This window comes from Phenylobacterium sp., from assembly GCF_046463815.1.
GTDB lineage: Bacteria > Pseudomonadota > Alphaproteobacteria > Caulobacterales > Caulobacteraceae > Phenylobacterium.
In genome coordinates this window covers 1-12963 of sequence record NZ_JBKBRO010000015.1, presented here as the reverse complement: position 1 = coordinate 12963, position 12963 = coordinate 1, and the positions used below count along the sequence as shown (strand labels likewise).

General features: G+C 70.4%; 10 protein-coding genes. 4 read left to right on the top strand and 6 right to left on the bottom strand.

All coding sequences use genetic code 11. The features are described 5' to 3' along the window. Positions 1-94: 94 nt before the first annotated feature. Together ACK4TT_RS11280 and ggt are read left to right on the top strand one after the other, a co-directional pair. Positions 95-3184: a TonB-dependent receptor domain-containing protein gene (locus ACK4TT_RS11280; RefSeq protein WP_410213002.1), complete on the top strand. Its 3090-nt coding sequence runs from the start codon at positions 95-97 to the stop codon at positions 3182-3184. 59 nt (positions 3185-3243) lie between these two features. Further along, positions 3244-5013 carry a gamma-glutamyltransferase gene (gene ggt / locus ACK4TT_RS11275; RefSeq protein WP_409636998.1) on the top strand — a complete coding sequence of 590 codons (1770 nt, stop codon included), beginning with the start codon at positions 3244-3246 and terminating at the stop codon, positions 5011-5013. 74 nt (positions 5014-5087) lie between these two features. On the opposite strand, the gene ACK4TT_RS11270 is transcribed toward ggt, so the two are convergent. From ACK4TT_RS11270 to ACK4TT_RS11260, 3 genes are all read right to left on the bottom strand, one after another. After that, positions 5088-6005, bottom strand: coding sequence for a LysR substrate-binding domain-containing protein (locus ACK4TT_RS11270; RefSeq protein ID WP_409637001.1), 918 nt, complete (start codon positions 6003-6005; stop codon positions 5088-5090). A gap of 389 nt (positions 6006-6394) precedes the next feature. Continuing rightward, on the bottom strand, positions 6395-7135 hold the full coding sequence (locus ACK4TT_RS11265; RefSeq protein ID WP_409637004.1) for an aspartate/glutamate racemase family protein: 741 nt from the start codon (positions 7133-7135) through the stop codon (positions 6395-6397). Continuing rightward, on the bottom strand, positions 7132-8133 hold the full coding sequence (locus ACK4TT_RS11260) for a D-cysteine desulfhydrase (RefSeq protein WP_409637007.1): 1002 nt from the start codon (positions 8131-8133) through the stop codon (positions 7132-7134). The genes ACK4TT_RS11265 and ACK4TT_RS11260 overlap by 4 nt, the downstream gene beginning before the upstream one ends. Before the next feature lie 196 nt (positions 8134-8329). On the opposite strand from ACK4TT_RS11260, the gene ACK4TT_RS11255 reads away from it, so the two are divergent. Further along, positions 8330-9037: an MFS transporter gene (locus tag ACK4TT_RS11255; protein ID WP_410213001.1), complete on the top strand. Its 708-nt coding sequence runs from the start codon at positions 8330-8332 to the stop codon at positions 9035-9037. Further along, on the top strand, positions 9034-11577 hold the full coding sequence (locus ACK4TT_RS11250) for a zinc-dependent metalloprotease (protein WP_410213000.1): 2544 nt from the start codon (positions 9034-9036) through the stop codon (positions 11575-11577). The genes ACK4TT_RS11255 and ACK4TT_RS11250 overlap by 4 nt, the downstream gene beginning before the upstream one ends. A 19-nt stretch (positions 11578-11596) precedes the next feature. Here ACK4TT_RS11250 and ACK4TT_RS11245 read toward each other — a convergent pair whose 3' ends face one another. The 3 genes from ACK4TT_RS11245 to ACK4TT_RS11235 form a co-directional block, all read right to left on the bottom strand. Then, positions 11597-12307 carry a hypothetical protein gene (locus ACK4TT_RS11245; RefSeq protein WP_409637016.1) on the bottom strand — a complete coding sequence of 237 codons (711 nt, stop codon included), beginning with the start codon at positions 12305-12307 and terminating at the stop codon, positions 11597-11599. Next, positions 12307-12768 carry a RidA family protein gene (locus ACK4TT_RS11240; RefSeq protein WP_409637019.1) on the bottom strand — a complete coding sequence of 154 codons (462 nt, stop codon included), beginning with the start codon at positions 12766-12768 and terminating at the stop codon, positions 12307-12309. Before ACK4TT_RS11240 ends, ACK4TT_RS11245 begins: the two co-directional genes overlap by 1 nt. A gap of 29 nt (positions 12769-12797) precedes the next feature. Next, positions 12798-12963, bottom strand: a 166-nt coding sequence (locus ACK4TT_RS11235) for a cation:dicarboxylate symporter family transporter (protein WP_409637037.1), incomplete at its 5' end; no start/stop codon positions are given.

Genomic DNA, 12963 nt, shown 5'->3' with positions numbered 1-12963 from the left:
ACGTCTTAAGAGCAGTTGTTTGACGTGGCTTGCCCGATCGCCGAACAATCCTGACCGTCCGCAACGACGGATTTTGGGGCGAGAGGGGAACAAGATGATGCAAGCAGCAGGGCGACGCCGCGCGGCCATGTTGGCCACGACGGCCTTCTCGGCGATAGCGGCGCTGGCGACGCCGGCGTTCGGTCAGAACGCGGGCGCGACCGACGTCCAGGAGATCGTCGTCGTCGGCAGCCAGATCCAGGGCAGCAAGGTGACGGCGGCTCTGCCGGTCACGGTCGTGGACGTCCAGCAGATCCAGGCGACGGCGGCCGGGTCGGGCGACGAGCTGTTCCGGACGATCCCGCAGGCCGGCAACGTCACCTTCAACTCAAGCTTCATCCCGGGCTCGTCCAACTCCGCACGCGGCGACGTGAACTCCGTCAGCCTGCGGAACCTCGGCGCGGGCAACACCCTCGTGCTGATCAACGGCCGGCGGACCGTCTACCACCCGACCACCCAGGCCGAGTCGCTGGTGCCGACCTTCACCTACAACACCAACGCGATCCCCGTGGCGGGCCTGAAGAGCGTCGAGGTGCTGCGGGACGGCGCCGCGGCCATCTACGGCACGGACGCGGTCGCCGGCGTGATCAACACCGTCCTGCAGGACGACTTCGATGGCGGCCAACTGGAATTCCAGTACGGCCAGGCGCAAGGGACCAACCTGCGCGAAGGCCGCCTGACGGGCCTGTTCGGCCGCAACATCCAGGACGGCCGCGGCAACATCACGCTGTTCGGGTCGCTGGAGAGCCGCTCGGCGCTGCTCGCCTCCGACCAGGACTACACGGCCTCGTCGGACCGCCGGCCGCTGTTCGCCGACACCGAGTTCGCCAACACCGTGAGCCTCGACGGCCGCTCCGCGACCACGGGCTTCGGCGCCTTCCAGGCGCAGGGCGTGACCGGTGCGATCCGCCAGGGCTCCACCGCGATCACCGGCTCCACCGGCATCTTCCACTTTTCGCCGCAGGCCGCAGGGGTGAACTGCACGGTGGTGGTCAGCCCTGGGCTCTGCATCGTGCCGGGGGCCTTCAACACGACGACCGACCGCGCCTTCCGCGTCGACACGCTGAAGTCGAGCAAGTCGACGATCATGCCGGAGACCGAGCGGTACAACCTCTTCCTGACCGGCAACTACGACATCAACGAGGACGTCACGTTCTTCGGCGAGGCCGGTTACTATAGGGCCGAGACCGATGGCACCGTCGCCGGCGCCCAGAGCATCGGCACCTCGCCGACGATCAGCATCGGCCCTAACGCCTATTACAACCCGTTCGGCGCGACCACCCTGGCCAACGGCCAGCCGAACCCCAACCGGCTGCCCAACCTGGTGGGTGTGCCGGCCAGCGGCCTTAGGCTGACCTTCAACACCTACGGCCTCTTGGATCTGGATACCTCGAAGGTCTACGTGACCAACGAGCAGTACCGCTTCCTCGGCGGCCTCAAGGGTGAGAAGTTCGGGTTCAAATGGGAAAGCGCGGCCCTCTATTCCTGGGCGACGGTCGACGACCTCTCGTACGCCGTGGACGGCACCGCCTTCTCGGCGGCGGTCAACCGGACGACGCCGGACGCCTATAACCCCTTCAACGGCATCGGCACGACGGACCTGGTCACCGGCGGCGACCAGACGCCTTCGAGCGACGCCGCGCGGGCCGGGCTGGTGATCCCGATCACCCGGGCGAACAAGACGACGCTCGCGCTCTGGGATTTCAAGGTGAGCCGCCCCGACCTGTTCTCGATCTGGGGAGGCGATGTCGGCCTCGCCGCCGGCGTCGAGGTCCGCCGCGAAACCTATAGCGACGATCGCGACGAGAACGTCGACGGGACGATCCAGTTCGTGGACGCCGTCACCGGTCCTATCGTGGGCGGTGCGGTGGCGCTCAGCAACATTCCCGGGACCTCGGTGTCGCCGGACGTGAAGGGCCACAGGACGGTGAAGTCGGCCTACGCCGAACTCGCCATCCCCCTCGTCTCGCCCGAGATGAACATCCCGCTGGTGGACCGCCTGGAGCTACAGCTCGCCGGCCGCGCCGAGGACTACAGCGACGTCGGCTCGGTCGCCAAGCCGAAGGTGGCGGCCGCCTGGGATCTCGTCCCCGGTTTCCGCCTGCGGGGCTCCTGGTCGCAGGGCTTCAAGGCGCCCAACCTCGAGCAGATCAACGTCACCCAGGTGAGCCGCACCAACAGCCGGCAGGACTACTACTTCTGCGAAGCCGACCTTCGCGCCGGCCGGATCACCAGCTTCACCCAGTGCGCGCAGTCGCGGACCACGCGCGCCGTGCGGGCCGGCAACCCCGACCTGAAGCCGGAGACCTCGGAGAGCCTGTCCTACGGCATCGTCTTCCAGCCGCAGTTCCTGCCGCCGGAGCTGGGCCGCCTGATCTTCACGGTCGACGTCTGGAAGATCAAACAGAAGGGCGTCATCGGGCTGTTCGGGGAAGGCAACGCCGTCATCCTCGACTACCTGATGCGCATGCAGGGCTCGTCCAACCCGGCGGTCCACCGCCTGCCGCCGACGCCGGACAATATCGCCGTGTTCGCCGGCACCGGCCTGGAGCCGGTCGGCTTCGTGGAGTACGCGGACGACAAGTACGTCAACCAGTTGCCGCAGGTGGCCCAGGGCGTGGACGTCGGTGTCAACTACGCCCTGAAGACCGATCGCTTCGGCGACTTCAGCGTCGATGTGAACGTGGCGCGCCTGGACAAGTTCTACCAGTCGCCCACCGAGGGCCTGGCCCTGCTCCTGGAGGCGCGAGACGCGGGCCTGATCAACCCGGGCACGACCATCACCGGCGGCCAGGACCTGGTCGGTCAGAACGGCACGCCAGAGTGGCGCGGGTCGGGTTCGCTGAACTGGCGCTACGGGAACTTCTCGGCGAACTGGTTCACGGCCTACACCGGGGAGTTCTATTCGACCGCGCTGAGGTATTCGACGGGCGAGTACTTCCGGGTGCCCGACACCTTCATCCACAACGTGTCGCTGACCTATTCGTTCGAGGACGGCAACCCGTACCTGCAAGGGACCCGGGTCCGGATCGGGGCCCGGAACGTGTTCGACAAGGATCCGCCGCTGGTGGCGGGCGGCTATCAAGCCTCGGTCTACAATCCCTACGGCCGTTATCTCTACTTCAACGTGCGCAAGACGTTCTGATCGTCGCCGCCCCGGGCCACGCCGGTCCGGGGCGGCCTGTCTTCATCGAGGATACTTCCATGGCTGGCTCCGCCGCTTCCGCCGGCGCGCGCATGGCGCGTCTCGCCCTGTCGAGCGCGATCGCGCTCTCCCTCGCCTTCGCCCCGGCCGCCGGCCTGGCCCAGGAGACCGAAGGACCGCCGGGCCCCGCGGTCGGCGGCGGCGACCTGATCGGCTACCGCTCCATCCACCACCCGACCATCGGCCGTGACGGCATGGCGGTGGCGCAGAGCAAGGTGGCGGCCGCCATCGGCGCAGACATCCTGCGCAAGGGAGGCAACGCCGTCGACGCGGCGGTGGCGATCGGCTTCGCCGAAACCATGACCCTGCCCCGGGCCGGCAACATCGGCGGCGGCGGCTACATGCTTATCTACAACGCCAAGGACCGCACGACGACGGCCATCGAGTACTACGGCCAGGCCCCGCTCGGGGTGACGCCCGACTTCCTGCTTGGGCCCGACCAGCGGGTGTCGCAGGAGAAGGTCCAGTCGATGAAGGGCGTCACCGTGCCGGGCACCGTGGCGGGCCTCTATGAGGCGCACCGGCGGTTCGGCAAGCTGCCTTGGGCGGATCTGATCCAGCCGACCATCGACATGGCCTCGAAGGGCCTGGTGATGAGTGACGACGAGTCGATCGCGCTGGCGGCGCGGCGCGAGGCGATGAGCAAGGACCCGAACGGCGCCTTCAAGGTCTATTTCAAGCAGGACGGCAGCCCCTACCGGCCGGGCGAGGTGTTCAGGAATCCCGACCTCGCCTGGACCCTGCGCCAGATACAGAAGAACGGCGCCGACGGGTTCTACAAGGGACCCGTGGCCGAGCGCCTGGTGGCCGGCATCCAGGCCGGCGGCGGGATCATCTCGCTGAAGGATCTTGAATCCTACAAGGCCAACGTCCGCGAGCCGATCTGGTCGACCTATCGCGGCTACAAGATCGCCTACATGCCGCCGACCTCGGCCGCATCCAGCGTGGCCGAGGCGATGAACATCATCGAGCAGTTCCCGGTGGCGGAGTACGGCGCGGGCAATGTGGCCACCATGCACCTGGTGGCCGAGACCCTGAAGGTCGTGAACATCGACCGCCGCTACTCGGGCGGGCCGCCGCAGTGGAAGACGCCGGCCGAGGGGATGGCCAGCAAGGCCTTCGCCAAGGAACGCGCCAAGCTGATCTCCATGAACTCCGTCCTCGACCGGACCAAGATTCCGCCCCTCGACCCGACGCCCTACGAGAGCCCGGACACCACCCACTTCTCGGTGGTCGACAAGGACGGCAACGTGGTCTCCAACACCTACACCCTGACCGCCTCCTACGGCGCCCACGTGGTGGCGCCGGGGACCGGGTTCTTGCTGAACAACTCGCTCGGCAACTTCGACTGGAACCCGCGGCCCCAGAGCCTCGGCAACAAGATCGAGCCCGGCAAGCGCGCGCAGTCGACCATCTCGCCGGTGATCGTCTTCAAGGACGACAAGCCCTGGGTGGCGACGGGCACCCCCGGCGGGGGGACGATCATCGGCACCATGGTCCAGGTGCTGATGAACCTCATCGACTTCAAACTGAACATGGCCGAAGCCGCCCAGCGCCCGCGCATCTATCAGGCCGGCCCGGACGGCCCACTCCAGGTCGAGGAGCCGATCCCCGAGGATCAGGTCAAGGCTCTGCGGGCCATGGGCCACGAGGTCGAGCGCTCGCAGATCATCGGCAGCACCCAGTCGATCATGATCGGCCCGGACGGGGTCTTGTACGGCGCCGCCGACACCCGTCGCCCCGACGCCGGCGCGGTGGCGGTCCGCTAGGACGCGTGGGCCTGGCGGGCGCGGCGGCGCGTGGCCAGGCCATCAGCGCCCCGCCCACGGCCGCTCCAGCCTGTTCAGGCGTTCACCCGCCGCCGCAGCTCGGTGACCACCGGCTCGCGGCCGGGCAGGCTCTTCAGGAAGACGTCGGCGGCCCGGCTAAGCCGCCGTTCGGAGTGCCGCAGCACCCGGAAGGGACGACGGGGCAGGGGCAGGGCCGCCTCGGCCAGGGCGCCCGCCGCGACCGCCTCCCGCACGACCAGGTGGGACAGCGCGCCCGGACCGGCGCCGGCGATCACGGCCGAGCGCACCGCCTCGTTGCTCGGCAGGGTGAGACCGACCCGCAAGGCCTCGACCGGGGCCCCAAGCTCGGTCAGCGCGCGGATGAATTCCGACCGCGTGCCAGAGCCCTCTTCCCGCAGCACCCAATCCGCCTCGACCAACTTCTCGGGCGCCACCTCGCGGCCGGCCCAGGGGTGGTCGGGGGGCACGATGACGCAAAGCCGATCGCCGTCGATGTCGAAACCCGTGAGGCTGGGGTCGCCCGCCTCGCCTTCGATGAAGCCGATCTCCGCCGTACCGTCGTGCACGGCGCGGCTGACCCCGGCGGTGTTGCTGATCGAGAGCTGAATCTCGAGGTGCGAGAACCGGCTCCGGAAGTCGGCGATGACGTGCGGAAGCCAGTAGTTCCCGACCGTCTGGCTCGCGCAGATCGACACCGCGCCGCGGCGGAGGTTGCTGAGGTCCGAGAGGGTCCGCTGGGCGGCGTTCACCTGGCTGAGCACCTTCTCCGCCTCAACGAGGAACGCCTGGCCGGCCGCCGAGAGCTCGATGCGCCGCCCCACGCGGTCGAAAAGGGTGGTGCCGTAGGCGCCTTCCAGAGCGCTGATCGAGGCGCTGACGCCCGACTGGGTGATGTGCAACGCCTCCGCCGCGCGCGTCATGTTCAGGCGCTCGGCGACACAGACGAAGATCCGAAGCTGCTCAAGGGTCATGATCTAACCTGTGCTGGCGTCACAGGTTAGACACACTGGCTGACGTTCAGCAAAGAGAATATCGTTCACAACCTCGAACGGCAGGGAGGCGGAATCACGGCCGCTTGCGCCGCCCGGCGGGAGGACGCGACGGCGAGCACGCCCTAAGGTTGCCAAGGCGCGGATCGCCTGGACGCGGCCCCTGGCGAGCGCCCCGGCGGCGGCGTCGCGATCCCCGCAGCCCGGAGTTGTGCCGTGCCCCGGCAAGGGTTTCGAGGCCTTGGGCCCGCGATGATCTCCACGGCGGTTCGGCAGACGTTCGGCGGCGCCTCCCAGGCGAACCGCATGCTCAATTTGTGATCAGCCAAGACCGGTGACCCGGCGCCGCACCGGGCGGAGGTTCGCCCGGATCAGGCCTCCCCCCCGTCGGTAAGCGACATGACCTCCGGCAGCGGGCGCAGGCGGCGGGCGTAGGCCACCGTCGAGCGGGCGAGCACCCGCGTCGAGTCCACCAGGGGCGCATCCACGTCGCCGGCGGCAAGGACCAGCGGCGCCTCGGTGCAGGCCGCCACCAGCGCCTGGGCCCCGCGCGCCACCAGCCGGCCGGCCAGGTCGGACATCCGCCGGCGCACGGCCGGCCCCAGGTCGCCGCCCTTGATGGCGTAGAGCGCCGACATGAAGGTGTCGTCGTCCGGCTCCGGGACAACGGCGGCCAGGCCCCGTCGCGCGAAGGCCTCCTGATAGAGTCCGGCCCGCAGGCAGCCTTCCGCCGCCAGCAGGCCCACCGCCCCGCCGCGCGGGACGAGCTCGGCGACGACGGCGGTCGTCTCCTCGATGATGCTCACGAACGGCACGCGGACGGCCTGTTCGATGTCGTACTGGAAGGCGTGGGCGGTGTTGCAGGCCATGACCAGGAAGTCGGCGCCCGCGGCCTCGAGGCCGCGGGCCATGTCGGCGAGGGCCGGACCCGGCGACGGCCCCTCGCCCCGCAGCGCGGCGTTCCGGTCAGGGACCAGGGGGTTGCAGTCGACCAGCAGCCGGACGCCGTCCTGGTCGCGCCGGGCGTCTGTCGCCTCCAGCACCTTCTGCATGAAGTCCAGGGTGGCGGCCGGCCCCATGCCGCCCAGGACGCCAACCGTCAGCGGGATCATCTGCCCTCCAGCACCGCCTGATAGGCGTAGAGCGCCGGCGCCCCGCCGGTGTGCAGGAAGCAGACGTTCTCGCCGGCGCGGAACTGGCCGCGGCGGATCAGCCCGATCAGCCCGGCCATCGCCTTTCCAGTATAGACCGGATCCAGCAGAATCCCCTCGAGTTCGGCAAGCATGCGCACGGCCTCGATCATGTCGGGGCTGGGCAGGGAGTAGCCGGGGCCGACCCACTCGTCGAGGCACACCACCTGGTCGCGCGGCACGCCGCCCGCGACGCCCGCGAAGGCGGCCGTCTGCTCGGCCAGCGCGTGGACATTGCCCTCCTGCTCGGCGCGCGGACGCCGGACGTTGATCCCGGTGATCGGCAGGCCCGCGCTGGTTCCGACGGCGCCGACCAGCAACCCCGCGTGGGTGCCGGCGCTGCCGCTCGCGCAGACCAGGTGATCGAGGGCGAGGCCCTGGTCGAAAGCCTGACCCATCAGTTCCTGGAAACAGGCCACATAGCCCATCGAGCCGAGCGGGTTGGAGCCGCCGCCGGGGATCACATAGGCCTTGCGGCCCTGGGCGGCGAGGTCGGCGGCCACCGCCGCCATGGCCGCGCCGAGGTCGTCGCCCGCGTTGACCACCGTGATGGCCTCGACTCCCATCAGGCCGAACAGGAAGTTGTTGCCGCTGGCCTGGGGGTCGTAGGAACCCGGAACCCGCTGTTCGAGTACGAGGCGACACTTCAGCCCTTCCTTGGCGGCCGCGGCGAGGGTGAGCCGGCAGTGGTTGGACTGCACCGCGCCCACCGTCACCAGGGTGTCGCAACCCTGGGCGATCGCGTCGGCGACCAGGAATTCGAGCTTGCGGGTCTTGTTGCCGCCCGAGGCCAGGCCGGTCAGGTCGTCCCGCTTGATGAACAGGTTCGGACCGCCCAGGGCGCGGCTCAGTCGCGGCAGCGGCTCCAGCGGGGTGGGCGCGGGCGTATAGCGGCGACGGGGAAGCTTGGCGAGGTTCAAGGGGGCGCTCCAGACTGGGCCGCCGGCGCGGCGGGCGCGGCATGCCTAGACCGGGGTCGTTCGAAGTCAACAATCATCAATTATGGTTATGAATAGCAAAACATAAAGTAATAGCGCGCGTTGCGCAAATAGATCGGTTGCGTTTATCATTAAATCGCGCAAGTCTCCCAAGACTAGTCATGCGTGGGGTGTGCGGATGGGGCGGGGGGGCGCTCGCAGCGCGATCGTCACCGGCGGCGCGCGGGGCATCGGCCGGGGATGCGCCCTGGCGCTGGCCGCGGCGGGCCACGACATCGCCCCGGTCGCCCCGCTGTGGAGCGCCTTCACGACCCATCGCCGGGCCGTGCTCGCCTGCTTCGGCCTAACCATGGCCTGGACGGCGGCCAGCTACGTCTACATCACCTTCATGCCGACCTTTGCGGCGCAATCGCTGGGGTTGGCCCCCCGTGACGCCCAGGCCGGCGTGGTCTTCGCGTCCCTGACCAACATCGTCGTCGTGCCGCTTGCCGGCCTGATGGCCGACCGATGGGGCCGCGGCCCGATGGTCGTCTCCGCCGCGGGATTCGCCCTGTTGAGCATCCCGCTGTTCCTGATGCTCGTCTCGTTGCAGAGCTTCGCCGGCCTGGTCGCCGTCGCGGTCGTCGCCGGCGGCCTGCTGGGACTCTACAACGGCGCCGCGCCGCACGCGCTTTGCGCGCTGTTTCCGACCAGCGTGCGCTATACGGCGCTGTCGGTCGGCTACAACGGGGCGGTGATGATCTTTGGGGGCTTCGCGCCTTTCATCGCGACCCTGCTGGTCCGCGAGAGCGGCCTGGCCATCGCCCCAAGCTTCTATGTGACGGCCTGCGCCGTCGCCACCCTCGGCGTCCTGCTCGCCATGCGGCGCAAGGAGTTACTCGCATGACATGCTCTTCCACGCCGCGCCGCGCGCTGGCCATCCTTCTGCTGGCGGCCGGCGCGGCCGTGACGCCCTTGGCCTCCGGCGCCGCGCAGGAGCGGCCTTCGGCCGAGCGCGCGGGCGGTGAGAAGCCGTCGCAGGACCTCGCCAGGGTCGTGGCGGGCCAGCAACGCCGCGCCGGCCTGCTGGACCTCTACGTCGACGTCAGGGCCGGCAAGGTGCGCTTGCGGCTGCCGCCGCCCGGCGCCGACGGCGTGATGGGGCGCTATCTCTACCAGGCCTCGCTGGCCAGCGGGCTGGGCTCCACGCCGGTGGGTCTCGATCGCGCGGAGATGGCCCGCACCCAGGTCGTCGCCTTCCGCCGGGTGGGGCGCCGCGTCATCCTGCAGGCGGAGAACCACGGTTTCCGCGCCGACGGGGGGACGCCGGAAGAGCAACGGGCCGTGCGCGACTCCTTCGCGGTCTCGAACCTGTGGTCCGGCGAGGTCGAGGCGGAGGCCGCCGACGGGGCGGTGCTGGTCGACTTCAGCTCCTTCCTTGGGCAAGACGCCCTCGACATCGCCGCGCGTCTCAAGCAGCGCCGCCAGGGTACGTTCCGGCTGTCGGCGCCGCTGTCCTACATCGACGCCGCCGGCGCCGCCGCCTTTCCCGAGAACGTCGAGTTGGAGGCGGTGCAGACCTTCACCTCCGAAGAGCCGGGGCCGGAGGTGCGCGGCGTGGCGCCCGACCCGCGCAACCTCACCTTCACCGTCCACCACTCGTTCCTGAAACTGCCCGATCCCGGCTTCACGCCGCGTCTGCACGACCCGCGGACCGGCACGTCCGTTCAGGTGCTGGTCAACAACTATGGCGCCGACCTGACCGAGCCCGTCGTCTACCGGCTCGTCCGACGCTTCCGTCTGGAGAAGACCGACCCGACCGCCGCGCGTTCGCGGGTCAAGAAGCCGATCGTGTTCTATGTCGACCGCGCGGCCCCCGAGCCGATCCGCAGCGCCCTCGTGGAGGGCGCCGGGTGGTGGGCCCAGGCCTTCGAGGCGGCGGGCTTCGTAGACGCCTTCCGGGTGGAGGTGCTGCCCGAGGGGGTCAGCCCGATGGACGCTCGCTACAACGTCATCAACTGGATCCATCGCCAGACCCGGGGTTGGTCCACGGGCCAGACGGTCGTCGACCCCCGGACCGGCGAGATCGTCCGCGGTGTGGTGCAGTTGGGCTCGCTGCGGGTCCGCCAGGACCGGATGATCTTCGAGGGTCTGGTGGGCGCCGATCGTACGGGCGCCGGCGGCCCCGACGATCCGGTTCAGCTGGCGCTCTGGCGCATTCGTCAACTGGGCATGCACGAGACGGGACATGCGCTGGGATTCGCCCACAACTTCGCGGGCAGCACCTACGGCGATCGGGCCTCGGCCATGGACTATCCGGGCCCGCTGGTGCGCGTGAAGGGCGATCGCCTCGACCTCAGTCGGGCCTATCGCACCGGCGCCGGCGATTGGGACAAGTTCACGGTGAAGTGGCTGTACAGCCAGTTCCCGCCGGGTGTGGACGAGCGCCGCGAGCTCGACCGCCTGGCGCAGGAGGCCGTGGCCCGCGGCTATCGGTTCATCACCGACACCGAGCATCCCGCCAGCACGCAGTGGGACAATGGCGACGACCCCGTCGCCGAGCTCGACAACGTCATGCGGGTCCGGCGGATCGCCCTCGATCGCTTCGGCCTGCAGAACATCCCCAAGGGCGCTCCGGTCGCGGACCTTAGACGCGTGTTCGTGCCGATCTACCTGTTCCACCGTTACCAGCTGGACGCGGCGGTGAAGCAGATCGGCGGCGTCGACTATGCCTACGCCGTGCGGGGGGACGGCCAGGAGCGGGCGAGGCCCGTGCGGGCGTCGGCGCAGCGGCGGGCGCTGGCGGCGCTGCTGCGCACGCTCGACCCGGAAGCGCTGGATCTGCCTGATCGGACCGTCGAGCTGCTGTCGGCGGCGCAGTCGGGTTCGACCGACCGGCAGTTCGAGATCGAGCTGTTCAGGACCAGCGGCGGTCCCGTGTTCGACCTGCCGGGCGTGGCGACGACCGCCAGCGACCTGACGCTCTCGCCCCTGCTGGACGCCGAACGCCTCAACCGGGTCGTCGAGCAGCACCGCCGCGATCCGGGCCAGTTGAGCCTCCCGGAACTGCTGTCCGGCGTGTTCGACGCCCTCGCCCCGCAGGCCGGCAAGGAGCTGCCGCCCCGCCTCGCGGAGATCCGACGCCGCCAGCGCGTGCGGCTGGCCGGCGACGCGGCCGACACGCTGTTCGATCCGAAGCTGTCGCCCACGGCCGCCGCCGAGCTGAGGACGGCCCTGACACGCTTCGGCGGCCAGCTCCGCGACTACCGCGGCTCGCCCGAGGAGTTGAACGCCGCCCAATACCTGGCCGCCATCCTGCTCGACGCCGACCCAGACCGCCTGAAGGCGCTGACCGCCGATCGGCTGCCCTCGTCGCCGGCGCCCCCCGGCAGCCCGATCGGCGAGGGCTGCTGGTTCTGCGCTCCGCCCACAGCGGCGGATCGCTGACCCCCATGCGGCCGCCGCGTCAGCCGGGGTGGGAGGCCGGACCGAGAAGGCCCGGTTCGATGTGAGGCCGGCCGGGCAGGGGCGCCTCGCCCCGGGCCCAGGCGATGGCGGCCGCGGCCTGCGCTTCGGCGGCGTCGACGACGGGAGTCCCGAGCGGGTCGGCGGGCGCGGCCCCCTCGAGGTGCGGCAGGTCCACGATCACGACGGCGGCGCCGCGCCGGCGCAGGGCGGCGAGGACCCGCGAGGCCTCTTCCGTCGGAGGGCTTTCCGACATCAGGACGCGCCGGCGGCGCCGTCGCAACGCCCACTGATAGAGGCCGGCGTCGAGGCAGGCCGGCCCGGCCAGGATTCCCACCGCCCCGTCGCCCGCCAGTCTGCAGGCGGCCTCGGCGGCGGCCTCGATGCGGCTAAGCACCGGCCGCGCCACGGCGCGCTCGACCCGTGGCTGGGCCGTGTGCGCGGCGGCCGACGTGAAGAGCAACAGCTCGGCCCCGGCGCCGGCGATCCGCCGTCCCTGCTCCGTGAGGATCTCTTCCCAGCGGCGGGGGTCGTCCCGCTCGGGATCGCCCAAGGCCGGATCGCAGTCGACCAGGACCCGCGGGCGAGGCCCCGGGGCGGCCACGCACTGGCGGTCCAGCCGTTGCTGCAGGGCGATCGCCGCCGCGGCCGAGCCGGCGAGAACGCCCAGGGCGGGTGGCGCCAGGGGATGAGTTCGCCCGGCCCGGCCCATCAGGCGAGCTGGACGACCGCGTCGATCTCGACGGCCACGCCCAGGGGGAGCCGGTATACGCCGACAGCCGAGCGGGCGTGACGGCCGCGGTCGCCGAACACCTCGACCATCAGATCCGAGCAGCCGTTCACCACGGCGGGAATGTCGATGAAGCCGGGGCCGGCCTGCACGAAGGCGTTCAGCTTGAGAACCCGCGTGACGCGGTCGAGGTCGCCGCCGGCGGCGTCCCGCATCTGGGCCAGGAGATTGAGGCCGCAGAGCCGCGCGGCGTGACGCGCCTGGTCGAGATCCACGTCCACGCCCACGGTTCCTCCGACAGCGCCCCCGGGATGGGTCGGAAGCTGCCCGGAGATGTGGACGAGGCCGCCCTGCAGGGTCCAGGGGACGTAGTTGGCGACCGGGGCCACGGGGCGGGGGAGGACGATGCCGAGTTCGGCCAGGCGCGTCTCGGTTGCATTCATGGGCTGGTCCTTCTGGGGTGTGGGGACGGTCAGGCGCCGGTCGTCTCGGGCGCGGTCTGTTCCTCTGGCTCGGCGATCTGCCCTTCCCACTTGGCGACGACGGCGGCGGCGACGGAGTTGCCGACGACGTTGGTGGCGGATCGGCCCATGTCGAGGAGGTGGTCGACGGCGAGGATGAGGAGCAGGCCGGCCTCG